The 22,138-nt window shown below is 63.7% G+C and carries 22 protein-coding genes; 15 read left to right on the top strand and 7 right to left on the bottom strand.

From position 1 onward, the window contains the following. The first annotated feature begins 105 nt into the window (after positions 1-105). From G455_RS0111005 to G455_RS0110985, 5 genes are all read left to right on the top strand, one after another. Positions 106-462: a hypothetical protein gene (locus tag G455_RS0111005; protein ID WP_028093760.1), complete on the top strand. Its 357-nt coding sequence runs from the start codon at positions 106-108 to the stop codon at positions 460-462. Positions 463-478: 16 nt separating this feature from the next. Beyond that, the gene (gene dnaG / locus G455_RS0111000; protein WP_028093759.1) at positions 479-2,473 is read left to right on the top strand and encodes a DNA primase; all 1,995 of its coding nucleotides are present in this window, start codon (positions 479-481) and stop codon (positions 2,471-2,473) included. 116 nt (positions 2,474-2,589) lie between these two features. After that, complete coding sequence (gene rpoD / locus G455_RS0110995) at positions 2,590-4,578, top strand: RNA polymerase sigma factor RpoD (RefSeq protein ID WP_028093758.1); 1,989 nt, start codon at positions 2,590-2,592, stop codon at positions 4,576-4,578. A 167-nt stretch (positions 4,579-4,745) separates the two neighbouring features. Beyond that, positions 4,746-5,186, top strand: coding sequence for a hypothetical protein (locus G455_RS23835; protein ID WP_051312381.1), 441 nt, complete (start codon positions 4,746-4,748; stop codon positions 5,184-5,186). Between the two features lie 53 nt (positions 5,187-5,239). Continuing rightward, the gene (locus tag G455_RS0110985; RefSeq protein WP_028093757.1) at positions 5,240-5,647 is read left to right on the top strand and encodes a hypothetical protein; all 408 of its coding nucleotides are present in this window, start codon (positions 5,240-5,242) and stop codon (positions 5,645-5,647) included. Positions 5,648-5,717: 70 nt separating this feature from the next. Here G455_RS0110985 and G455_RS0110980 read toward each other — a convergent pair whose 3' ends face one another. Then, positions 5,718-6,584, bottom strand: coding sequence for an SDR family oxidoreductase (locus G455_RS0110980; protein ID WP_028093756.1), 867 nt, complete (start codon positions 6,582-6,584; stop codon positions 5,718-5,720). Between the two features lie 107 nt (positions 6,585-6,691). Between G455_RS0110980 and G455_RS0110975 the strand changes: the two genes are divergently transcribed. Both G455_RS0110975 and G455_RS0110970 read left to right on the top strand, forming a co-directional pair. Further along, entirely contained in the window at positions 6,692-7,084 is a 393-nt protein-coding gene (locus G455_RS0110975; protein WP_028093755.1) for a winged helix-turn-helix transcriptional regulator, read from the top strand. Between the two features lie 54 nt (positions 7,085-7,138). After that, the gene (locus G455_RS0110970; RefSeq protein WP_028093754.1) at positions 7,139-7,555 is read left to right on the top strand and encodes a secondary thiamine-phosphate synthase enzyme YjbQ; all 417 of its coding nucleotides are present in this window, start codon (positions 7,139-7,141) and stop codon (positions 7,553-7,555) included. Between the two features lie 14 nt (positions 7,556-7,569). Here G455_RS0110970 and G455_RS0110965 read toward each other — a convergent pair whose 3' ends face one another. After that, a complete protein-coding gene (locus G455_RS0110965; protein ID WP_028093753.1) occupies positions 7,570-9,114 on the bottom strand; it encodes a calcium-binding protein in 1,545 nt (514 codons plus the stop codon). A gap of 225 nt (positions 9,115-9,339) precedes the next feature. On the opposite strand from G455_RS0110965, the gene nrdR reads away from it, so the two are divergent. After that, positions 9,340-9,807 carry a transcriptional regulator NrdR gene (nrdR, locus tag G455_RS0110960; protein ID WP_028093752.1) on the top strand — a complete coding sequence of 156 codons (468 nt, stop codon included), beginning with the start codon at positions 9,340-9,342 and terminating at the stop codon, positions 9,805-9,807. Positions 9,808-9,827: 20 nt separating this feature from the next. Further along, positions 9,828-10,910, top strand: a complete 1,083-nt coding sequence (gene ribD, locus G455_RS0110955; RefSeq protein ID WP_028093751.1) for a bifunctional diaminohydroxyphosphoribosylaminopyrimidine deaminase/5-amino-6-(5-phosphoribosylamino)uracil reductase RibD — start codon at positions 9,828-9,830, stop codon at positions 10,908-10,910. Positions 10,911-10,989: 79 nt separating this feature from the next. Here the strand turns inward: ribD and G455_RS0110950 are convergent, their stop codons facing one another. The 3 genes from G455_RS0110950 to G455_RS0110940 form a co-directional block, all read right to left on the bottom strand. Then, complete coding sequence (locus G455_RS0110950; protein WP_028093750.1) at positions 10,990-12,996, bottom strand: capsular polysaccharide biosynthesis protein; 2,007 nt, start codon at positions 12,994-12,996, stop codon at positions 10,990-10,992. 4 nt (positions 12,997-13,000) lie between these two features. Further along, on the bottom strand, positions 13,001-14,095 hold the full coding sequence (locus G455_RS0110945; RefSeq protein ID WP_051312379.1) for a polysaccharide biosynthesis/export family protein: 1,095 nt from the start codon (positions 14,093-14,095) through the stop codon (positions 13,001-13,003). A gap of 135 nt (positions 14,096-14,230) precedes the next feature. Then, positions 14,231-15,523 (bottom strand): capsule biosynthesis protein, encoded by a 1,293-nt coding sequence (locus G455_RS0110940; RefSeq protein ID WP_028093748.1) that lies wholly within the window; start codon positions 15,521-15,523, stop codon positions 14,231-14,233. 159 nt (positions 15,524-15,682) lie between these two features. On the opposite strand from G455_RS0110940, the gene G455_RS0110935 reads away from it, so the two are divergent. The 6 genes from G455_RS0110935 to G455_RS0110910 all read left to right on the top strand — a co-directional run bounded on the left by G455_RS0110935 (position 15,683) and on the right by G455_RS0110910 (position 19,692). Further along, positions 15,683-16,297, top strand: a complete 615-nt coding sequence (locus tag G455_RS0110935; protein ID WP_028093747.1) for a riboflavin synthase — start codon at positions 15,683-15,685, stop codon at positions 16,295-16,297. Next, positions 16,294-16,872, top strand: coding sequence for a hypothetical protein (locus G455_RS0110930; RefSeq protein ID WP_028093746.1), 579 nt, complete (start codon positions 16,294-16,296; stop codon positions 16,870-16,872). Before G455_RS0110935 ends, G455_RS0110930 begins: the two co-directional genes overlap by 4 nt. A gap of 115 nt (positions 16,873-16,987) precedes the next feature. Further along, positions 16,988-18,109 carry a 3,4-dihydroxy-2-butanone-4-phosphate synthase gene (ribB, locus tag G455_RS0110925; protein ID WP_028093745.1) on the top strand — a complete coding sequence of 374 codons (1,122 nt, stop codon included), beginning with the start codon at positions 16,988-16,990 and terminating at the stop codon, positions 18,107-18,109. A 3-nt stretch (positions 18,110-18,112) separates the two neighbouring features. Beyond that, the gene (locus G455_RS0110920) at positions 18,113-18,664 is read left to right on the top strand and encodes a 6,7-dimethyl-8-ribityllumazine synthase (RefSeq protein WP_028093744.1); all 552 of its coding nucleotides are present in this window, start codon (positions 18,113-18,115) and stop codon (positions 18,662-18,664) included. Then, complete coding sequence (nusB, locus tag G455_RS0110915; protein ID WP_028093743.1) at positions 18,661-19,146, top strand: transcription antitermination factor NusB; 486 nt, start codon at positions 18,661-18,663, stop codon at positions 19,144-19,146. The genes G455_RS0110920 and nusB overlap by 4 nt, the downstream gene beginning before the upstream one ends. Positions 19,147-19,353: 207 nt before the next feature. Continuing rightward, positions 19,354-19,692: a hypothetical protein gene (locus tag G455_RS0110910; protein ID WP_028093742.1), complete on the top strand. Its 339-nt coding sequence runs from the start codon at positions 19,354-19,356 to the stop codon at positions 19,690-19,692. Positions 19,693-19,790: 98 nt separating this feature from the next. On the opposite strand, the gene G455_RS0110905 is transcribed toward G455_RS0110910, so the two are convergent. Together G455_RS0110905 and G455_RS0110900 are read right to left on the bottom strand one after the other, a co-directional pair. Then, a complete protein-coding gene (locus G455_RS0110905; protein ID WP_028093741.1) occupies positions 19,791-20,942 on the bottom strand; it encodes an acyl-CoA dehydrogenase family protein in 1,152 nt (383 codons plus the stop codon). Between the two features lie 242 nt (positions 20,943-21,184). Further along, entirely contained in the window at positions 21,185-22,057 is an 873-nt protein-coding gene (locus tag G455_RS0110900; RefSeq protein WP_028093740.1) for a LysR substrate-binding domain-containing protein, read from the bottom strand. Positions 22,058-22,138: the final 81 nt, after the last annotated feature.

Raw genomic sequence — 22,138 nt, 5'->3', positions numbered from 1 at the left:
GGCAATGTGGGGTCGGCACATTGGCGCAAGTTTGAAAACGGCGATGGAAGCCGCGGCGGCGGGGGAGTAGTCTGGGGCACCCCAACCGATTCAGGAGCCGCCCAGATGACGATCCGTCTAACCTTCGCTGCCGCCGCGCTTGCCGCGATGACCGCCCTGCCTGCCGCTGCCAACGCGCCAGTGACCAAGGAGGAGGCCTGCGGTTATGAGGCACAGGTGATGGCCGCGGTGCAGAAGGCGCGGCTGGACAAGGTTGCGCAGGATAAGGTCGCCGAACATCTTGTGGCTTCTTCCCATGCCTGGCCGGAACAATATAATGCCGCGATCCCCGGCATGGTCGATTATATCTATCAGATGAAACGGCGCGACCTGAAGGCGAACGACTTTGGCGCGATCTGGAACCAGCAGTGCATCGACATGTGGGACCAGCGCCAGCAAATGATCAAGCAACTGAACAACTGATCCGCGAAAGGCCCCGATGTCACTGCCTCCTGGATTCCTGGACGAATTGCGCAACCGGACGTCGCTGACCCATGTGGTCGGGCGCAAGGTGATCTGGGATACCCGCAAGTCCAACCAGGGCAAGGGCGACATGTGGGCACCTTGCCCCTTCCACCAGGAAAAGAGCGCGTCTTTCCACGTCGATGACCGAAAGGGGTTCTATTACTGCTTCGGTTGCCACGCCAAGGGGGACGCGATCAGCTTTGTGAAGGAGACGGAGAATGTCTCGTTCATGGAGGCGGTGGAAATCCTCGCCCGGGAGGCGGGCATGGAGATCCCGCGCCAGGACCCGCGCGCGCAGCAAAAGGCCGATCGGCGGACGCAATTGGCCGAGGTGATGGAGCAGGCGGTGCAGTTCTTTCGCCTGCAACTGAGGACCGGATCGGCCGGCGCGGCGCGCGATTACCTGCGTCGCCGTGGGCTGAGCGACGCGGCGCTCGAACGCTGGGAAATCGGCTTCGTGCCGGAAGGCTGGCAGCATCTTTGGGATCATCTGCGCGGCAAGGGCGTGGCCGAGGAGCTGATCATGGGCGCCGGGCTTGCCAAGCCGTCGAACAAGGGGGGCAAGCCCTATGACACCTTCCGCAACCGGATCATGTTCCCGATCCGCGATGCCCGCGGGCGTGCCATCGCCTTCGGGGGCCGGGCGATGGACCCCGGCGACAATGCGAAATACCTGAACTCGCCCGAGACCGAGCTGTTCGACAAGGGGCGCAGCCTGTTCAACCATGGGCCCGCGCGTACTGCCGCAGGCAAGGGCATGCCGTTGATCGTGGCCGAGGGCTATATGGATGTGATCGCCCTGTCCGAAGCCGGTTTTCAGGCCGCCGTCGCACCGTTGGGCACAGCGATCACCGAAAACCAGTTGCAGATGCTCTGGCGCATTGCGAACGAACCGATCATCGCGCTGGATGGCGATAAGGCGGGGATCAATGCGGCGCTGCGGCTGATCGACCTGGCCCTGCCTTTGCTGGAGGCGGGCAAATCGTTGCGGTTTGCGTTGATGCCCGAGGGGCAGGACCCGGATGATCTGATCCGCGCCGAGGGCGCCGGGGCGGTGCAGGCGGTGCTGGATCAGGCCCGACCCATGGTCAACCTGCTGTGGCAGCGTGAAACCGAAGGTAAGACCTTCGACAGTCCGGAACGCCGGGCCGCGCTCGACAAGGTGCTGCGTGACAAGCTCAGATTGATCCGCGATCCTTCGATCCGTGGCCATTACGGCGAGGCGATCAAGGAACTGCGCTGGCAGCTTTTCCGCAGCGACCGGCCTGCCACCCGCGAGGCATTTGTGCCGGGACAGGGCAAGGGCCGGGCGCGCGGCGGCAAAAGGGTGCCGTGGAACGGGCGGTCGCAGATCTCCGTGCCCCAGGCCAGCACCAAATCTTCGCTTCTGGTCGCCGCCGGCGATCAGGCGGAAACCCAGCTCCGTGAGGCGGTGATCCTGGCCACGGCGATTTCCGCACCCGAGCTGATTGCCGAATTCGATTACCGCATCGAACGGATGAGCTGTAGCGATCCCGATCATGCATTGCTGCGCGATCTGATCCTGCGCCATGGGGCTGAGGCTTCCGGGGCACTGAAAGACAGAATCATTGCCGCTGCGGGGCCTGAGGCTCTTGAAAACCTGTTTGCCTTGCGCCATGTCGCAATCAGCCCCTGCGTGCGCAAACCCGGCGATATTGACCTGGCCAGACTGACATTGGCCGAGGAGCTCGCAAAACTCGAAGCGCGGCGTGGGCTTTATGCCGAGGTCGCCGAGGCCGAGGAAGAACTGACTGGTATGGCGGACGAGGCCGTGACTTGGCGCTTGGGACAGGCAGCGCAGGCACGGGATCGGGCGATGCGCAGTGTGGGAGCTGAAAACAAGGTGGATTATGACACCGCGGAAAATGGCGCCCCGATCAATCGCGAAGAGCGGGATGCCTTCGCTGAGCTGTTGAATCGGATCGGTTATTCTAAATCGGATCGGTAAGGCGGAATTTTGTAACGAATAGAGGTGGACAACCGGGCGAACCGATGTCCGAATCTCGAGATGATTCGATGATTCGGACCCGAGCGAATCGCCCCACGCCTCTGCAGGAGCACCGAATGGCAGCTAAGGACACCGAGGACCAGAAACCCGAGGATCAGGAACAGGAAATCTCGCTGGACATGAGCCAGGCCCAGGTCAAGAAGATGATCGCCGAGGCTCGCGAGAAAGGCTATATCACTTATGATCAGCTGAACCAGGTTCTGCCTCCCGATCAGGTCAGTTCGGAACAGATCGAAGATGTGATGTCCATGCTTTCCGAGATGGGTATCAACATCATCGAGGACGAAGAGGCGGAAGAGGAAGAGAACAAGGGCTCGACCGAGGTTGCGACCACCTCGGACGCCCGTGAGGTGACGCTGGCCAGCCAGCAGACCGAAAAGCTCGACCGGACCGACGATCCAGTGCGCATGTACCTGCGCGAGATGGGATCGGTTGAACTGCTATCGCGCGAAGGCGAGATCGCCATCGCCAAGCGGATCGAGGCAGGCCGCAATACGATGATCGCGGGGCTTTGCGAAAGCCCGCTGACATTCCAGGCGATCACCATCTGGCATGACGAACTTCTTTCCGAAGACATTCTGCTGCGCGATGTCATCGACCTGGAAGCCACCTTCGGCAACCAACTGGGCGATGAGGACGAGGACGTGGCCGAAACGCTCGTCTCCACGGGTGCGGTTGCGGCGAAGAAGGTCGAAGGCAGTACCGGCCCCGAGCTTGACGCCGACGGCAATCCGATCGCCAAGGAAGACGACGACGAGGAAGACGATCAGGCCAATATGTCGCTGGCTGCGATGGAGGCCGCGCTGAAGGACCAGGTGCTGAGCACGCTGGAACGGATTGCCAACAACTACACCGCACTGGCGGAAATGCAGGATGACCGGATCGCCGCCACGCTGAGCGAGACCGGGAATTTCAGCGCCGACCAGGAAGCGGAGTATCAGAAGCTGCGGTCCGAGATCGTGGAGCTGGTGAACGGCCTGCATCTGCACAACAACCGGGTCGAGGCGCTGATCGACCAGCTTTATGGTATCAACCGGCGGGTGATGTCGATCGACAGTTCCATGGTTAAGCTGGCCGACCAGGCCCGCATCAACCGGCGCGAATTCGTTGACGAATATCGCGGTCGCGAGCTGGACCCGACTTGGCTTGACGAGATGGGGCACAAGTCCGGGCGTGGTTGGCAGATGCTGATCGAACGCAGCTCGGACAAGATCGCGGACCTGCGTGCCGACATGGCCCAGGTCGGTCAGTATGTCGGTCTGGATATTTCCGAATTCCGCCGCATCGTCCAGCAAGTCCAGAAGGGTGAGAAAGAGGCGCGCCAGGCCAAGAAGGAAATGGTGGAAGCCAACCTGCGTCTGGTGATCTCGATCGCCAAGAAATACACCAACCGCGGGCTGCAATTCCTTGATCTCATTCAGGAAGGTAACATCGGCTTGATGAAGGCGGTCGACAAGTTCGAATACCGCCGCGGTTATAAGTTCTCGACTTATGCGACCTGGTGGATCCGTCAGGCGATCACCCGCTCGATTGCCGATCAGGCGCGTACCATCCGCATCCCGGTCCATATGATCGAGACGATCAACAAGCTGGTCCGGACCGGTCGTCAGATGCTGCACGAGATCGGCCGGGAACCGACACCGGAAGAACTGGCCGAAAAGCTGCAGATGCCGCTTGAGAAGGTCCGCAAGGTGATGAAGATCGCCAAGGAGCCGATCAGCCTCGAGACCCCGATCGGGGACGAGGAGGACAGCCAGCTTGGCGATTTCATCGAGGACAAGAATGCGGTGCTGCCGCTGGATTCCGCCATTCAGGAAAACCTGAAGGAAACCACGACGCGCGTTCTGGCCAGCCTCACCCCGCGCGAGGAACGGGTTCTGCGGATGCGCTTCGGCATCGGCATGAACACCGACCACACGTTGGAAGAGGTCGGCCAGCAATTCAGCGTGACCCGCGAACGGATCCGCCAGATCGAGGCCAAGGCGCTGAGGAAACTCAAGCACCCGAGTCGGTCGCGCAAGCTGCGTAGCTTCCTCGATCAGTAAGCGAATCCTTCATGCACAGATAGAAGCCCGCGCCGAGACAGATCGGCGCGGGCTTTTTGCTGCGCCCGGCGTTGCAGAGTGATCTTTGCGATGACCCCTGTTCTCGGTTCCTTGTCGGACCTATCTATAATGACAGTCATGACAGGTATTGTCCGGAGGTCCGCACCATGAAACGTTTTGCAGCCGCCCTGATCGGGGTTCTGGCCCTGGGCTTTGGGGGGGCACAGCAGGCCGGGGCGGTGAACCTCAAGCCCTTGGTTCATGCCTATCCGGTGGATGACGAGGTGTTCGAAGTCGTCTCCAAAGCCGGGGGATCGGGCGGTGAGTATTGGTGCGGTGCCGCCGATTACGCCCAGCGGGTGCTGCATGCGAAATGGACCGCGCGGATTTACGTGGTGCGGGGACGTGGTCCCAGTGTGATCACGGGGCGGCGTTCGGCTGTGCAGTTTTCGCTCCGGGCGCCGCAGATGGCGGAAGCATCGGGTATGGAGGGGACCTCGCTGCAGAATTTCCTGTCGTTCCATTTGCTGAGCGCTATGAGGCCCGGCACCCATATGAGCGTGCAAGAGGCGATGACCTATTGCGAGGAAACGCGCAGCGCCATGTAAACACGAAGCGCCATGTAGTGGTGGCAGGAAGGGGAAAGATCATGCAGTCCCGAATGACGAAGACGATCTTTGCGGCGGCTGCGCTGGCGGCATTGCCGGCGCTTGCCTGGGCCTGGCGGGCGCAAAACCGACATGAGGTTCACGACCTGGGCCAGGGGGTGTTCGAAGTGGTGAGCGAGGTCGGCGCCGGTGCCGGTGATTATTGGTGCGGCGCCGGGGATTACGCGATCGCCGCGCTGAGAACGCCGGCCAATCAGCGGATCTATATCTGGAAGCCGCTGGGCCCGTCGGTCAGCCGACCGGGGCGTAAGGCGGTACAATTCGCGCTGACACCGCCACAAGGGGCCGATACCAGCGTCGGCCTGTCACTTGCGGTAAAACGCGCTGGCGACAATCTGACTGCCGCGATGGCGCGCAACTATTGTTACGACCGGGTCGAGGATCGTGTCTGGCACGACTGACGTCGCCTGACGCCCCCTCCGGGGAAGGCGTGGGGCCGGCCCGCCGCCGGGCGGCGGGCCCGTATCTGCATCAGGCCGCCAGGGCTGTGGCGATGGTCTCAGCCAGCGGTGTGGTCGGATGACCGATCAGCGTGGAAAGGTCCTTGCTGGTGGAACTCAGCGCACCTTGGGCCGCCTTGGCATCGCTGTCGGCGAGGATTGCGGCAAAGCCTTCGGGCAGACCGGCCTGCACCAGAGCGGCGGTATAGGCGTCTTCCGGCATGTCGGTATAGCTTATCGGTTTGCCGGCCTGCTTGCTCAGTTCGGCGGCGAAATCGGCAAGGGTGAAATCGCTGTCGCCCGCCAGTTCGTAAGCCTTGCCGGCATGATCGCCGCCGGCCAGCACGATGGCCGCGGCTTCGGCGTAATCCTTGCGCGGCGCGGTGGCGAAGCGGCCTTCTCCGGCGCAACCGAAGTGCTGACCCAACTCCAGATCGGTGGGCAGGCTGGCCAGAAGATTTTCGGTGTACCAGCCGTTGCGCAGCAGCGCATGGGGGATGCCGCTGTCGGCCAGCATGGCCTCGGTGGCTTTGTGTTCCTCGGCCAGTGCCATGGGGGAGGTCGCGGCCTCGAGGATCGAGGTATAGGCGATGAAACCCACATCGGCGGCCTTGGCGGCCTCGATCGCGTTGCCATGCTGGCGCGCCCGTTGACCCACGGCGCTGGAAGAGATCAGCAGCAGCCGGTCAATTCCGTCGAAAGCGGCCTTGAGGCTATCGACATCATCGTAATCGCCGATCCGGGCGGCGATGCCTTCGGCCTCATAGGCCGCTTTGGTTTCCGGTTTGCGGACCAAAGCGACGATCTGCGCCGCCGGCACCAGGGTTTTCAGATGGTCGATGACCAGCCGGCCCAGGTGACCGGAAGCGCCGGTCACCATCAGGAGAGAGGTGGACATGAGAGACTCCTTTTAGTCTTCAATCGTTGACAGGTCTCAGATAGAGACCTATCTGGCATCTGAAAAGAAGGCAGTTTTTTCTGCCCAGGTTACCTGGAGGGAACCCCATGCGTGATGTCGCCGCGCCGGACCGGCTGCAGGTTTGGAAAGAAGAAGGGCAGGATCTGGGCAATTGCCCGGTGCGCCATGTGTTAGACCACCTAGCGGCGAAATGGACCACGCTGATCCTGCTGGAGCTGGCCCAGGGGCCGGCGCGGTTCAATGCCATCGGCCGGGCGCTGCCGGATATTTCGAAACGCATGCTGACCCAGTCCTTGCGTGATCTCGAACGCGATGGGCTGATCGCGCGCGAGGTGTTTCCGACCAAGCCACCCAGCGTCGAATATCGGCTGACCGATATGGGGTTATCGTTGCTGGGCCCGCTGGGGGTGCTGATCGACTGGGCTGAACTGCATGCCGCGCCCATCGCCGCAGCGCGCCGGGCCTATGCCGCTGGCTGATCTTCTCTCCTCCTCTGGCTTGCCTTCGTCTGGGGGACGGGTCTAACTGCAATCATGCAGACGACTTTCACCATTCCGACCCGGGGGCAGGGGCTGTATGAATTCACCCGCGATGTCGCGGCCTGGGTGCAAGACTGTGGCCGCGACGAGGGGTTACTGACACTTTTTGTCCGCCACACCTCTTGTTCGTTGCTGATCCAGGAAAATGCCGACCCTGAGGTCCAGACCGATCTGAGGGCCTTCTTTCATCGGCTGGTGCCGCCCAGCACCGACCCCACGATGTCCTATCTGACCCATACCTATGAGGGGCCGGACGATATGCCGGCCCATATCAAGGCGGCGCTGTTGCCGATCAGCTTGTCGTTTCCTGTGCTGGATGGCCGTATGCGGCTTGGAATATGGCAGGGAATTTACCTTTTCGAACATCGATCCGCCCCGCATCGACGCGAGGTCGCTGCCCATCTGGGTTGAGCCGACGCACGCGCTTACAGGTCGTCATCATAGGGGGAGGGGGTGACGAAGAACCGGTCCAGCGACAGCTCGGCGACCTTGACCCCTTCGAACAGAATTGAGCTCCGCCCGCCGTCTCCGCTGACGAGGGCGCCGTCGGTCGTGTCGGTCATCTCGATCTTCAGAAGGCTGTCCCAATCGGTGATGATGGCCTCACGGGTATCGTAATCGGTGATCCGGGCGATGCCCCTGTGAACTTCAGAATTGCTCAGCTTGAACTCGAACCGGTCGATCCCTGACCCGCCGGACAGAATATCGCCATCGAAGTCCGAGACCAGGACATCGGCATTGGCGCCGCCGAACAGCCGGTCGCTGCCATCGCCTCCCTCAAGGACGTCCTTTCCGGCGCCGCCCTTGACAAGATCGTCGCCGCCAGCGCCCTGCAATCTGTTGTCTTTCGCCGACCCGATCAGAATATCGTCACGAGCGGTTCCGATGATATTTTCGATCTGCTTGAGGCGAAACTTCTGTGGCCCGTCGGGCGAGGACAGGTCCCAGCCCTTATCGACGCCCAGATTGACCTTCACGCCGCGGATCAGCGCCCCGAAGGAGAGGGTCACCATGGAGAAATCGACGGTATCGCCGCCACGCCCATTCGCGCCTCCGTCGATGCTCAGCCCATAGAGGCTGCCCTGCGGTCGGGCATAGGTTTCCTCCCACGTCAATGCATAGCCGAAGGCGATGTGATCGCTGCCCTTGCCGCCCCGGATGATGTCGTTTCCGGCCAGGGAAAAGATCCTGTCCCCGCCATCTCCGCCGAAAAGCCTGTCGTCGCCGGAATAGGAAAACAGACGGTCCACCCCGCCGCCGCCATAAAGCACATCGGTTTCCGCCTCGGTGCTGTCCGGCTTGCCGTCGAACAGATTGCTGTGATCGAACAGGGTGTCGCCATGATCGCCGCCGCGCAACTCATCCCTGCCAATGCCGCCGATCAGAAGCGTACCGTTGTAATAGCCTTTGGGCTTCGCCTCTGGGTTGGCGATCAGGGTGTCGTCCCCCGCAGCTCCCGCCATCTCGAAGACCCTCCCTCCGGCCCGCAGGATGTCATCATGTGAGCTGCCGATGACGGTTTCGATGGAGCTGAGCCGGGTTGTGGCCCGGCCATCCAGAAAGACGGTATCGCCCCGCAGGTCGGCCACACCGGCGTAGAGGTGGAACCAGAAGGTATCGGTTCCCGAGCCACCGTTGACCAGGTGCAGCTTGCCGGCGATCGGGCTGTGGGCGCTGGCATAGAAGACATCCGCACCGCTGCCGCCAAAGGCGCGATCCCAGGCGGTTCCATCAGCGGCATCGCCAATGGTGAACCCGTCGTTCCCGGCCTCGCCATACAGGATATTCCGGCCGGTTTCGCCATCCAGATAATCGTCGCCGCCGCCGGCGCGGATTTCGTCCTTGGTTTGCAGCGTGCCCTTGTAGGGGCCGGTCAGGACGGTGTCATCGCCTACGAAGACATCAGCTGCACCGTCCCCGACGTGCAGCCAGGTCTTGTTGAAATTCTGGAAAACATGGGTGAATGCCATGGCTGGAAACTCGCTTTGGCCGAATATCGAAACCTGTGGAAGATACCGTAGGGGAAACCGGTCGGGGTGTGGACCCTTTTCCTGCCGCCGCCCGACGGCTCATCTTGCGGTCGCATTTCCCCCCTACCCAAACTCTAGAGGGTCGCCTATAGTTGTGGATAACTGCGCCCGCAGAGCAACAAACACCGGCGGGCCCGAGGCAGATCACGAACGAAGGGAACCGGCATGCGCTGCCCGTTTTGCGGAAATATCGACACGCAGGTGAAGGATTCGCGTCCGGCCGAGGATCATGTGGCCATCCGCAGGCGCCGGTTCTGCCCGGCCTGTGGCGGTCGCTTTACCACCTATGAACGGGTGCAGCTCCGCGATCTGGTGGTGATCAAGACCTCAGGCAAGCGCGAGGATTTCGATCGTGACAAGCTGGAACGCTCGATCCGCATCTCGATGCAGAAACGCCCGATCGATCCGGAGCGGATCGACCAGATGATCTCGGGCATCGTGCGGCGGCTGGAAAGCATGGGGGAAACCGATATTCCCACCAAGCGCATCGGTGAAATCGTGATGGAGGCCCTGGCCCGGATCGACACTGTCGCCTATGTGAGGTTCGCCAGCGTTTACAAGAACTTCCAGGCCGCGGACGATTTCGAAAGCTTCGTTCATGAATTGCGCCCGACGCCGGCGCCGGACGAGTGAGCGGCGCTGACGACCGGTTCATGGCGCTGGCCCTGTCGCTGGGCCGGCGCGGACAGGGGCGGTGTTGGCCGAACCCCGCCGTCGGTTGTGTGATTGTCAAGGACGGCCGTATCGTCGGGCGCGGGTCCACCGCGCCGGGCGGTCGACCGCATGCCGAACCCCAGGCCCTGGCGCAGGCCGGAGATCTGGCCCGGGGCGCCACGGCCTATGTCTCTCTGGAACCCTGTTCACATCACGGCAAGACGCCGCCCTGCGCCGATGCGCTGATCGCGGCGGGGGTGGTCCGCGTGGTGGTTGCGATCGAGGACAGTGACCCGCGCGTTTCGGGTCAGGGGCTCGACCGGCTGCGCAAGCACGGCATCGCCGTGACCACCGGCGTGCTGGCCGACCGGGCGGCGCATGATCTGGCCGGCTTCTTTCTCAAGACCGAACAGGGCCGCCCGATGGTGACCCTGAAGATGGCGTCGAGTTTCGATGGACGTATCGCCACTGCCACCGGCCAGAGCCAGTGGATCACTGGCCCGGAGGCCCGCCGTGCGGTCCATGCGATGCGGGCGCGTCATGATGCGGTGATGGTCGGCGCGGGCACCGCACGCGCTGATGATCCCGCGCTCACCGTGCGCGGCATGGGGGCGACGCATCAGCCGCTGCGCGTGGTGGTCTCGCGCCATCTCGACCTGCCACTGCTCGGTCAGCTCGCCCGTACCGCCGGAGAGGTCCCGGTCTGGCTCTGTCACGGGCCCGGTGTCGATATTGAGCGGTGCCGCGCCTGGGAAGGCCTGGGGGCGCGGCTCATCCCCTGCGCCTTGCGTGGCAGCCAGCTCGACCCGGCCGATGTGCTGCGCCAATTGGGGCAGGCGGGGCTGACACGGGTGTTCTGCGAAGGCGGCAGCGCGCTGGCAGCCTCGCTTCTGGGCGACGATCTGGTCGACGAACTGGTGGGCTTCACTGCCGGCCTGGCGATCGGGGCTGAAGGGTTGCCGGCGATCGGCGCGCTGGGGCTCGGACAGTTGACCGAGGCGCCGCGCTTCGATCTGGCCGAGCTGCGCACCATCGGGCCCGATGTGATGGCCCGCTGGACCCGGGCGCTGCCTTCGCTGTGACGCCTCTGGCCTTTTCCTGGCTGCAAATATCCCGGGGGAGGCCGCAGGCCGGGGGCAGAGCCCCCTCCCGCACAGGCTCTCAACGCCACAGATACGCGTAGGTCGCGAAGATGCCCTGCAGTTTCGACAGGCTGCGGTTCGCCAGTGGCGGCTTGGGGATCTGGTTGCGGGCCAGTCGTTCGACGATCACCTCCACCGGGCAGGCCAGGCGGGTGACCGGATCGCGGTACCGCGGATAGTCGATCAGCGCCGCGTGGACCAGCCCCTCAAGGCTCGGTCGGGCGGTTCGGCGCGGCGGGATCTCTCCCAGATCGCGGGTCAGCCCCCAGCCGGCATAGAAGGGGGCGCCAAGGCTGGTGACGTCTACCCCGCGCAGCAGCGCCTCGAAGCCCAGAAGCGAGGTCATGGTCCAGACTGCATCGACTTGCGATAGAAGTGCCATCGGATCGGCGCGATGTGCCACCAGATCGGCAAGCCCTTCGGTGTCGACCGCGCCGGGGCGCAGGCCGGCCTCGACGTCCGGGTGCGGCTTGTAGATGATCACCGCCTGTGGATTGGCAGCGCGAACCGCCTGCAGCAGGGCCAGGTTGGTTCTGATCGCTCCCGCCCCGGTCAGGATCGAGGCGTCGTTTTCCACCTGACCTGGCACCAGGATACGCTGACCCGGTGGCAGTTCGGGCAGGGCGCCGTCCAGGTTGTACTTGCTCAGCCCCGCGGCTGTCAGCGCGGCGATCAGCCGTTGCGCCCTGAGGCTCTGATCGGGGCGCAGGGCCGTGCGCCGGCCGATCAGCGCCTCCAGCCGGCTGGGGCGGCGCGGATCGTAATAGATCCCCAGATCGTCGGTCACCAGCGACAGCGGCGGCACCAGCTTCGCCCCCAGCCCGCGAGAGCGCAGAAAGCCATCCTCGACCCGTACCGCGGTGTCTTCCTCGGTGGCGCCCGAGGCCCAGATCATCCGGCGGCGCCCGGCGGGCGCCCGGGCCGGATCGTCGGAAAAGATCATCCGCTTCTCGCTCCCGAAGAAACCCTGCAAGGGTTTGCGTTTCCACAGGCGCATGCCGCTGGCGATCCAGCCGTGATGATCTTCGCGCCAGGCCTGCACCTGGGCCTCCAGCGTATCCATCGCGCCCTCCAGCTCGCAAAGCCGGTCGCGATAGGGATCGTACCAGATCGGATAGAGCATCATCGCCGCGGCGAAAATCTGGGCGCGGGTCAGCCGCCGGGTTCTGCGCGGCAGCGGGGCCTCATCCTCGGTCAACCCCCAGCCGGAATAGAAGGGCTGGCCGAAGACACGGGGGCGATGGCCGGCGAGGATCGCCTCGAACCCCAGTTGCGAGGACACCGTATAGACGCCCACCGCCCCCTCCATCAGCGCCCAGGGATCGACTGGCTCGGAAAGGAGCCGCACCCGATCGTTTTCATCCTCGGGGCCGAAATGGCCGGGGCGGTATCCAGCGCGGGTTTCGGGGTGGGTCTTGATCACCACCGGCATGCCGGGATGTTCGAGTTGGGCAAAGACCAGCATTTCCTTGAAACGCGCCAGATCGGCGCCCGAGGCCGTGACCGAGGCGTCGCCGCGGGTCTGGTCGATCACCAGAACATAAGGCGCGCGGGGCAGGGCGATATCGGGATCGTAGCCGCTGTATTTGGTCAGTCCGATCTCGCGCATCCGGGCGATGGCGTCGCGGGCGCGGTTCAAGAGCGCGCTGTCGTCCAGTGGGTGGGTCGCTAGCAACCGCTCCAGATCCGAAGGCTGAGCGGGATCGAAATGCGGCCCCGACCAATCCAGCGTCAGCCCGATCGGCGGCTCTCCGGCACGGCCGGGGTGGAGCGAACGGAGCAAGGCGTCCTCGACCCGGAGCACCGGGGTGCTGCGCCTTGCGGCGATGGCGAGGCCGCGGTGGGCGGTGGGGCCGGCGCCCCAGACCGCGACGGCATCCCCGGGCCGCGGCAGGCCCAGCCGCAGATCGTAGCCGGCCAGCGCCAGCATTCGCCGCAGCCGGGGCTGGGTCAGAAAACCACCGTTATAAACGAAAAGCCGGGGGCGTTTGCCCCCGGCCATATCGGTGCCGTCATGGCGGGTCATGCGATCAGCCGCCGGCGAGCGACTGGACGCTGGCGACCGGGGTGATCGACCCTGCGATGAGCGAAATGGTCTTGGTCCATTGCGCATAGGGCGCTTCGGTCACATAAAGCGTATCGCTGTCGCGGATGACGAAATCGCGGGCCATGAAGATGCCATTCGGTTCGGTCAGGTTCAGCACATAGACCATGCGCTGCGCACCCTGCAGATCGGTCCGGCCCAGCACCTGATTGGCGATTGCGGCGGGCTCGTTGCGGAACACGAAGACGCCGGTCGGGTCGGAGGCGGTGGAGATCAGTCCGCCGACCTGGGCAATCGCCTCGAGTGCGGAGATTTCCTGGGTCTGGAACGACACCCGGGCCTGTTGGCTGGTGGCGCCAAGCGCGGTGAACGACCGGGTGTCCTCTTCGACTAGAATGCGGTCGCCGCCGCGCAGGGCGATATCGAGGCTGGGGTTGTCATAGAGATCCTGGAACCAGATCTTGCCCTGCTGCTTGCCGCGGTTGACGATGATCTGGGTGACTTCGGGTCGCACGGTCGGGCCGCCGGCACGGGCCAGCATGGTCGCCAGCGTGCGGGTGGACCGTTCGATCGGATAGACCCCGGGGGCGCCGATCGAGCCGGTCAGTGACACGGTGGAGCCGTCGCCGGCGACCCGGCGCACCTGCACCTGCGGGTCGGGCGTCTGGTCCTGCAGCCGCTGGGTGATCATTTCACGCAGCTGGTCGGGGGTATTGCCCGCTGCCTTCAGCCGTCCGGCGTAGGGCACGAAAATATAGCCGGCGCTGTCGACCTGAACCTCGTCCAGGACGGTGGCGTTGGCACCCTGGCTGGCCAACAAGCCGTCATCGACGTTTTCCCAGACGGTCAGCCCCAGCATGTCGCCGGGCCGGATGGTGTCCGAGGTCAGTCGCGCGGCGCTGAGGAAATTGTTGGTGAAGCCAAGAGCAGGGACCACCGCGGTGGCGCGGGTGACCCGGTCATTGACCGCAACGACGAAGGCGTCGCCCTGGCGCTGAACCGATCCGGCGAAGATTTCACGTTTGTTCGGGCCGACTCGCGGCAGGGCGCAGGCTGCCAGCAATGCAAGTATGGCCATCATCGCGACAGGCTTCGCCCATCGGGGTGTCAGGGATTTCACTGCACGGTCTCCTCGACCTGTTATTGTTCTGCCTCAGGTTTTTGGGCCAAACTATCGGAATTGACCATAAAAATCCAGTCTTGAGTGGCGCGGTGCTCAGGTCACCGCCCGCAGGTGTTGCCGTGGTGCCGCTGTGCCCGATTTCAGCGCGTCATAAGGATCCTCCGGCGACAGCATCATGTCGACGACATGACGCAGTAATTGGCGGCGTCCGCGGCGGGAATAGAAGCCTCCCGGCACCTGGCTGGTTTCCAGCAGATAGCGGCGATAATCCTTATAGGCGCGGTTGTCGGGACGGGCGGCCCCGGCAAAGAAGTCCCTGAGGGGCTGGGTCGAGACGAATTCGGGCTTGTCATAGACCGCGCTGCCGAAAACCTTGATCGGAATGCCGCGCCACAGGACCTGCTGACCGGCGGTGGAATTGACCGTCACCGCGCTTCGGGCATCGTTCAGAAGCTGCGCCAGCTTGCCGCCGCGGACATAATGCACCCGGTTGGCAATGCCATATTGCGCCGCCAGCCTGCGGGCCTCGGCCCGCACCGGAACGCGGCCGTCCTCCAGGGGGTGGGCCTTGATGACCAGGTGGTGGTGTCGCGGCGCGCCTTCGGCAAAGCCCTGGATCACCTGTTCGAGAAACTCGGTCATGGTCGAAAAGGGCGAATGCATCTGGAATGAACTGTCGTGTTCCAGTTGCAGAAGCGCCAGGTGATAGGGAAAGCCGCCGTTGCGGATGCGCCTTTGGGCGATACGCCGGTCCAGCGCCTGAAACGGCATCAGCACCAGCCGCTTGAGGTAAAGCTGGAACTCTTTGGTTACCGGCAGTGCGCGATGTGGGCGGAAATTGGGGTAGCCCCGGTTCCAGAACATGACGAACCAGTGGTAGAGCGCGCCATAGAACACATGTTGGCGCATGTCGCCCCAGCTTGCCGGCGGCAGCGGTGCCTCCATATCCGACAGGGCGAGCGCCGATTGCATTTCGGCGATGGACATCTCCATCAGTCGCGAATTGCCGTTCGATCCACCGCGTTCATAGGTGACCCAATAGGGCCGCATGTAGCCTTCTTCGAAAACATGCACCGTCAGTCCGCGGGCCTTCGCGGCGGCGATGGCGGTGGAATGCACCGCGCGGGTGTCGCCATAGAGCACGATATCGGTGACGTGGCGCTCGTCCAGCAGGCGGTCGAGCGTCTCCGGCCAATCCTCAGGTGTGCCGCGAAAGGGGATATAGCATTTGGCGTGGCGCCAGAATACCCGATCGCCTGCATTGAAACCCGTCCGCCAGACCTTGGCGCCGGCGGCGCGCAGCATGTCGGCCAATGTGTTGAAAAAAGGGCCATGTGGACCCTGCAGAAACAGAAACACCCTGTCGGTCTGCACAGTTGCACCCATACTCTTTACTCATCTGATCCGCCTGTCGGTGCTCGGTTTTTAACCGATTACTTTGGCAGAACTATGGCCCGTTGGGGGCGCATAAGCAAGCGAGGGCTTGTCCGGAGCGGGGCAGGTCGTTACCTCAGGACGGCAAGGTACTGCAAAAGGAGGCGCGCCATGTTCACCGGGATCATCACCGATGTCGGCACCGTGACCGAGCTGGAGCGGCGGGGCGACCTGCGCGCCCGTATCGCGACCCATTATGACACCGCCGGCATCGACATCGGTGCCTCGATCGCCAGCGATGGCGTCTGTCTGACGGTGATCGACCTGGGGCCCGACTGGTATGATGTCGAGATCAGCGCCGAGACCCTGTCCAAGACCAATATCGGCGGCGCCGACAACGATCCCAGCGGGGGCTGGCAGACCGGCAAGACGGTCAACCTGGAACGCGCGCTCAAGGTCGGGGACGAATTGGGCGGTCATATCGTTTCGGGTCATGTCGACGGTGTGGCCGAGATCATCGCCATGGAAGACGAGGGTGACAGCACCCGCATCCGCTTTCGTGCACCGCATGCGCTTGCCCGCTTCATCGCGCCGAAGGGATCGGTGGCGCTGAACGGCACCTCGCTGACGGTGAACGAGGTCGAGGGCGATACCTTCGGCATCAACGTCATTCCCCACACCCAGCAGGTGACCACTTGGGGGCAGGCCAAAGTCGGCGACCGGGTGAACCTTGAGGTCGACACGCTGGCCCGCTATGTCGCCCGGCTGAACGAGGTGGCGGCATGACCGTCCCGGCCGGGATCGGCCACAACGGTGGCCCGTCGATGGAAACGGGCAGGCTCTTGCGCACCCATCAGTGGCGTGCGGCGCAGCGGGCGCTGATGCCCAATGCCATCCCCAAGCTGGTGCTGCAGATGCGGCTCAAGCGCGCGGCCGAACTGGGGATGGATTACAAGACCTATGCCAGGGTACGGCAATTCTCCGGCCAGGATATCGTCGGGCTTCTGTTCTCGTCGAACGCGCTGCGGATCTTGGGTTATGATGCCCGTATGCCGGCGAGCCGGGAGGAAAAGCTGCAGGCGGTCCGCGCGGCGCAGAAGCTGGCGCTGGTGCAACCGCCGCTGTCGCCTGAGGCGGTGCTCTTGCGCAACCCGGTGCTGGACGCCGTCGGCCCGGCGCCGCGCTTTACCGACAGTTGGGCACAGGCGCGCGCGCGGATCGAGGCGGTGATACGCGATCGCAAGCTGTCGGGCGCGCAGGTGCTGGTGATTGGCGAGGCGCCGTTAGAGCAGGAATGGATGGCCGCCGGACGCGCCGCTGCCTATCTGCCCGCAGGCGAATATTTCATGCAGACGGTCTGAGGTCCTTTGTCGAATGCAGGGCGGCTGTGCGGGTCTGCGATGCCTGCGGGACTGGCATTTGAGCCCGGTGTGGTCTATCTGCCGAATAACCGCTGACAGTAAAGGCCGCAGTTCCATGAGTTTCGAAACCCCCGGCCCGGTGGAAACCGGGCTGCGCGACGCCATCAGCCCGATCGAAGAGATCATCGAAGAAGCGCGCCAGGGGCGCATGTTCATCCTGGTCGATCACGAGGACCGGGAGAACGAGGGAGATCTGGTGATCGCCGCCGAATTCGCCGATGCCGACGCGATCAACTTCATGGCGACCTACGGCCGCGGGCTGATCTGTCTGCCGATGACCGCCGAACGGGTGGACCGTCTGGGCCTGCCTATGATGGCGGTCAACAACTCCTCGCGGCATGAAACCGCCTTTACCGTCTCGATCGAGGCGCGCGAGGGGGTGACCACCGGGATTTCCGCCGGCGATCGCGCCCATACCGTCGCCACCGCGATCAACGAACAGAATACCATGGCGAGCCTGGCCACCCCCGGCCATGTCTTCCCGCTGCGGGCCAAACGGGGCGGGGTGCTGGTGCGCGCCGGCCATACCGAGGCCGCTGTCGATATCTCTCGTCTGGCCGGTTTGAAGCCGGCGGGCGTGATCTGCGAGATCATGAAGGACGACGGCAGCATGGCGCGGCTGCCCGATCTGGTGGAATTCGCCGCCCAGCACGGGCTGAAGATCGGCACCATTTCCGACCTGATCACCTATCGGTCGCGCAATGACAACCTGGTGACCGAGACGGCCCGGCGCACCGTGGTGTCGGAATTCGGTGGCGAATGGGACATGCGCATCTTCACCGATCAGACCCATGGCACCGAACATGTGGCGATGATCAAGGGAGATATCACCACGGCCGAACCTGTGCTGACCCGCACCCATGCGCTGCACGAGGCGACCGATATTCTTGGTCTGGGCCCCAAATCGGCGCGGCAACTGTCCCGCTCGATGGAAATCATTGCCGCTGAGGGCCGTGGAGTCGTCACGCTGTTCCGCCAGCCGCGCAATGTGTTGTTCGCGGATGAGGAAGAAGGCCCCCGGACCATCAAGGAGACCGGTCTCGGTGCCCAGATCCTGTCGAGCCTGGGGCTGCGCGATCTGATCCTGCTGACCGATTCTCCGATGACCAAATACCTGGGGCTCGATGCCTTCGGGCTCAGCATCGTCGGAACCCGTCCGATCCTGAAGGAGGAATGACCCATGGCCGGACATGAAAGCCATTACATCCTGCCGCGTCCCGCGTTCGACGCGCCGGTGAAGCTGCTGATCGTGGTTGCCCCCTATTACAAGGATATCGCCGATAACCTGATCGCTGGCGCCAAGGCCGAGATCGAGGCGGCGGGCGGCAGCTGGGAGATTGCCGAAGTCCCCGGCGCGCTGGAGGTCCCGACCGCTATCGCCATGGCGGACCGTTACTCCAATTTCGATGGCTATGTCGCGTTGGGCTGCGTGATCCGCGGCGAGACCACCCATTACGATACCGTCTGCAACGACTCGAGCCGGGCGTTGCAACTGCTGGGCCTGCAGGGGCTTTGTATCGGCAACGGCATCCTGACGGTTGAAAACCGGGTGCAGGCCGAGGTACGCGCCGACACGGCGGATCAGAACAAAGGTGGCGGCGCTGCGGCTGCGGCCTTGCATCTGATCGCGCTCAGCCGTAAGTGGGGCGGCCAGAAAGAAGACGTAGGCTTCCGGCCGCTATCGGAAACCATCCGTCTGGCCGGAGACAACGACGGAACCCCCACCGCATGACCAGCACCGACGCGCCCCTTTCGGGCAACCAGAAACGCAAGATGAAATCGGCCGCCCGGCTTTATGCCGTTCAGGCGCTCTATCAGATGGAGCAGCGCGGGCAGACGACCGAACAGGTGGTGCTCGAGTTTCTCGATTTCCGCTTTGGCGCGGAATATGAGGACGAGGGGGAGATGATCGAGGGCGACGTCGATCTGTTCCGCAAGCTGGTTGGGGACGCGGTGAACTATCAGGCGCGGATCGACCAGATGACCGATCGTGCGCTGGTGGCGAAATGGCCGATCGCCCGGATCGACCCGACGCTGCGCGGCCTTTTCCGCGCCGCCGGAGCCGAGCTGATCAACGCCGACACGCCGCCGAAGGTGGTGATCAGCGAGTTCGTCGATATCGCCCGCGCCTTCTTTCCCGAGGGAAAGGAGCCGAAATTCGTCAATGCTGTGCTCGATCACATGGCGCGGGAAGCGCGGCCTGAGGCCTTCTGAGTCGCTTTTGACAGTGCCGGACACTCATCACCCGCCCCTTGGGGCGGGTTTTTCGTGTTCGCGCCGGCGATTTCGGGGCATGGGCCTTGGCGGACGCCCGATCTGTCACCATATCGGCTGTTAACCGCCCCTGCGACGAGATGCGCGTCACTTCGGCATGGACGAGCGGCGCGCGCGTGGTAGCATCGGGAGCATTGGAGGTATGTTATGCCCGAACTTATCAAGCTCTATATCCGCAACGTCCTGATCGGTTTCGCGATCGCAGCCGCTTTTGTCGCTGTGCTGCTGTGGTTCAACGTGATGAACCTGTGGCATCTGGTCAGTACCTCGGATGTTGGAATTCTTGCCGTGGTGGTGCTCTGGTTCGCCCATGGGATCGTTTTCGCCGGCGTGCAATTCGCCTTGGCGGTGATGTCGATGGCCGAGCGTGAGGACAGCGGCCCGCGCGGTGGCACCCCGGCGGCGATCCCGGACTATCGCGCCGTGATGATCCCGGTCGAAGAGCCGAACCAGCGCGCCCGGCAGTTGCACCAACGCCGCCGCTGAGACTGCGCTGACGCGCTTTGAAAGTTTTGCCCTGTTCGCAGGGTTTGGATTATACACCCTGAAGCCTTGCTTCAGGGTGTTGTCGTTTGGGTCGATACTCAGCCCTGCGAAAAGCTGCCCATGAACTTGGTCAGGATTTGCAGCATCACCTCATCGGCGCCGCCGCCGATCGAGGTGAGCCGGGTGTCGCGGAAGATCTGCGAAATCTCGCTTTCCTCACTATAGCCCATGCCCCCCCAGAATTGCAGGCAGGTGTCCGAGATGCGGCGCGAAAGCTGTCCGGCCAGGAGTTTGGCCATGGTGGCGATCCGGGTGGCATCCTTGCCCGCTTCGATCATCTCGACCCCGCGCCAGTTCAGCGCGCTCAACGCCTCAAGCTCGCTTTGCAGTTCGGCCAGCTTGAAGGCCACCCATTGGTTGTCGAGGATTGACTTGCCGAAGGCCTTGCGATCGCGGGTATAGGCCAGCGTGCAGTCGATGGCGCGTTGCAGCGTCCCTGCGGTGTTCAGCGCACCCCAGAGCCTTTCGTACTGGAACTGCTCCATCTGATAGACGAACCCCATGTTCTCCTCGCCGATGCGGTTCGATTGCGGCACTCGGACCTCGTCGAAGAAGAGCTGCGCGGTATCGGAACAGCGCATGCCGATCTTGTCGATCTTGCGGGTGACGCCGACGCCCCTGGTGTCCATCGGCACCACGATCAGTGACTTGTTCTTATGCACTGGCCCGTCGCCGATATTGGCCAGCAGGCAGCAGAAATCGGCCTGGGTGCCATTGGTGATCCACATCTTGGCGCCGTTGATGATGTAATCGCCGCCCTCTTTGCGCGCGGTGGTGCGGATCGCCGCCACATCCGATCCGGCGCCGGGTTCCGACACGCCGATGCAGCCGACCATCTCGCCGGCGATGGCGGGGCGCAGAAAGGCGTCGCGCAGGGTGTCGCTGCCATGTTTCTCCAGTGCCGGGGTGCACATGTCTGTCTGCACCCCCAAGGCCAGCGCCACGCCGCCGGGTTTGATCTGGCCAAGCGTCTCGGCCACCACGGCGGCATAGGAAAAACCGAGCGCGAGCCCGCCATAGGTCTCGGACTTGCTGACGCCCAGAAGCCCCAGATCGGCGAAGGATTTGAACACCCGATGCGCTGGAAATATGCCGGCGGCCTCCCATTCGGCGGCATGGGGGTTCACCTCTGCCTCGATCCAGCGCTTGGTGCTGCGGCGCAGCTCTTCATGTTCATGTGTCAGGCGCATCGGGCCCTCCGGTCAGTTGCGAATGGCGCAGGGCGAGGGCGGTGCCATCGGGGGGTCTGAGGCCGGGCCCTCGCCGTGCGGGGAGAGGGGGCGCCGGCTTTTCGGGCAGGATGTCCTTTCGCGCGAAGCCGCGCGGATGGCCCGGCGGTGGTCCGGGCGTGGTGGCACATCCTGTGACAAGGCGGTTTCTCCCCCGGGGCAGGCCTAGCACGGGTGGGCGAGGGGGAACTTGTGCGGGGGCGCTAGCCCTGCGACAGCGAGCTGCGGGCGCTGTCGAAGAAGGCTTTCACCAGCTTGGCGCCAGCACGTTCGCGCAGGCAGATCAGCGCTTCGTCCATCAGCATCGGCGGCGCGTCGATCTCGATCGCGGTGAAGCGGCTGTCGGTGCCGAATTCGGCCGTCGACACGAAGCCGACGCCGGCACCGGAGCCGACGATCTCGCGCACGGCCTCGCGTCCCTCGGCCTCGATCGCGGGCGACAGGGTGACATGTTCGACCGCCGCCAGCTCTTCCAGTCGGTGGCGGGTCTTCGATCCCCGTTCTCGCAGCACCAAGGGATAGCGCGCCAGATCGGCAAGCCGGGCTCTGCTCGTCGCGGCGGCGGGATGATCGCGGTGGGCAAAGGCGATGATCGGCGTCGAATTGAGTTTGAGCGTCACGAAATCACGCCCTTTCGGCATTTCCCCCAGTACTCCGATATCGGCCTCATAGGCGTGCAGCGCCCCCAGAACGCTTTGGGTATTGCCTGCGTGCAGAGAGATGCGAATGCCCGGATATGCCGCCCGGAACCGGCTCAGGACAGGGATCAAATGATGCGCTGCGTCGGCCACGATCCTCAGTTCCCCCGATCTCAGGGCGCGGGATTCGGTCAGCAACTCCAGCGCCTGTTGCTCGACATCGAACAGCCGCCGGGTGATCGCCAGCAACTCCTCTCCCTCTCGGGTCAGGGTCACCTGCTTGTTGCGTCGGTTGAACAGGAGGATGTCATATTCCTCCTCTAGTCTGCGGACCTGATCCGAGATCGCCGGCTGGGTCAGATAGAGCGCCTCGGCGGCCCGGGAGAAGCCGCCGCAGATGGCAACATGGTGAAAGGCGCGGAGCTGTACGTATCGCATTGGGGAGGGCCGTCAATATATCGCTGAAATCTATGGTTAGATTGGATTTATGAATTTTTCAAATGAATATGCCTCAGGCAT

Origin of the sequence: Pseudodonghicola xiamenensis DSM 18339, assembly GCF_000429365.1 — a bacterium.
GTDB lineage: Bacteria > Pseudomonadota > Alphaproteobacteria > Rhodobacterales > Rhodobacteraceae > Pseudodonghicola > Pseudodonghicola xiamenensis.
This window is presented reverse-complemented; position numbering and strand designations above follow the sequence as displayed.

Coding starts and splice junctions, on each gene's coding strand:
- G455_RS0110975 (WP_028093755.1), top strand. CDS start 6,692: ATGCGTGATGTCGCCGCGCCGGACCGGCTGCAGGTTTGGAAAGAAGAA.
- G455_RS0110905 (WP_028093741.1), bottom strand. CDS start 20,942: ATGCGCCTGACACATGAACATGAAGAGCTGCGCCGCAGCACCAAGCGC.
- nusB (WP_028093743.1), top strand. CDS start 18,661: ATGACCAGCACCGACGCGCCCCTTTCGGGCAACCAGAAACGCAAGATG.
- G455_RS0110920 (WP_028093744.1), top strand. CDS start 18,113: ATGGCCGGACATGAAAGCCATTACATCCTGCCGCGTCCCGCGTTCGAC.
- G455_RS0110970 (WP_028093754.1), top strand. CDS start 7,139: ATGCAGACGACTTTCACCATTCCGACCCGGGGGCAGGGGCTGTATGAA.
- G455_RS0110980 (WP_028093756.1), bottom strand. CDS start 6,584: ATGTCCACCTCTCTCCTGATGGTGACCGGCGCTTCCGGTCACCTGGGC.
- G455_RS0110950 (WP_028093750.1), bottom strand. CDS start 12,996: ATGACCCGCCATGACGGCACCGATATGGCCGGGGGCAAACGCCCCCGG.
- G455_RS0110985 (WP_028093757.1), top strand. CDS start 5,240: ATGACGAAGACGATCTTTGCGGCGGCTGCGCTGGCGGCATTGCCGGCG.
- G455_RS0110945 (WP_051312379.1), bottom strand. CDS start 14,095: ATGATGGCCATACTTGCATTGCTGGCAGCCTGCGCCCTGCCGCGAGTC.
- dnaG (WP_028093759.1), top strand. CDS start 479: ATGTCACTGCCTCCTGGATTCCTGGACGAATTGCGCAACCGGACGTCG.
- G455_RS23835 (WP_051312381.1), top strand. CDS start 4,746: ATGAAACGTTTTGCAGCCGCCCTGATCGGGGTTCTGGCCCTGGGCTTT.
- G455_RS0110930 (WP_028093746.1), top strand. CDS start 16,294: ATGACCGTCCCGGCCGGGATCGGCCACAACGGTGGCCCGTCGATGGAA.
- G455_RS0110965 (WP_028093753.1), bottom strand. CDS start 9,114: ATGGCATTCACCCATGTTTTCCAGAATTTCAACAAGACCTGGCTGCAC.
- G455_RS0110900 (WP_028093740.1), bottom strand. CDS start 22,057: ATGCGATACGTACAGCTCCGCGCCTTTCACCATGTTGCCATCTGCGGC.
- G455_RS0110940 (WP_028093748.1), bottom strand. CDS start 15,523: ATGGGTGCAACTGTGCAGACCGACAGGGTGTTTCTGTTTCTGCAGGGT.
- G455_RS0110935 (WP_028093747.1), top strand. CDS start 15,683: ATGTTCACCGGGATCATCACCGATGTCGGCACCGTGACCGAGCTGGAG.
- ribB (WP_028093745.1), top strand. CDS start 16,988: ATGAGTTTCGAAACCCCCGGCCCGGTGGAAACCGGGCTGCGCGACGCC.
- rpoD (WP_028093758.1), top strand. CDS start 2,590: ATGGCAGCTAAGGACACCGAGGACCAGAAACCCGAGGATCAGGAACAG.
- G455_RS0110910 (WP_028093742.1), top strand. CDS start 19,354: ATGCCCGAACTTATCAAGCTCTATATCCGCAACGTCCTGATCGGTTTC.
- ribD (WP_028093751.1), top strand. CDS start 9,828: ATGGCGCTGGCCCTGTCGCTGGGCCGGCGCGGACAGGGGCGGTGTTGG.
- nrdR (WP_028093752.1), top strand. CDS start 9,340: ATGCGCTGCCCGTTTTGCGGAAATATCGACACGCAGGTGAAGGATTCG.
- G455_RS0111005 (WP_028093760.1), top strand. CDS start 106: ATGACGATCCGTCTAACCTTCGCTGCCGCCGCGCTTGCCGCGATGACC.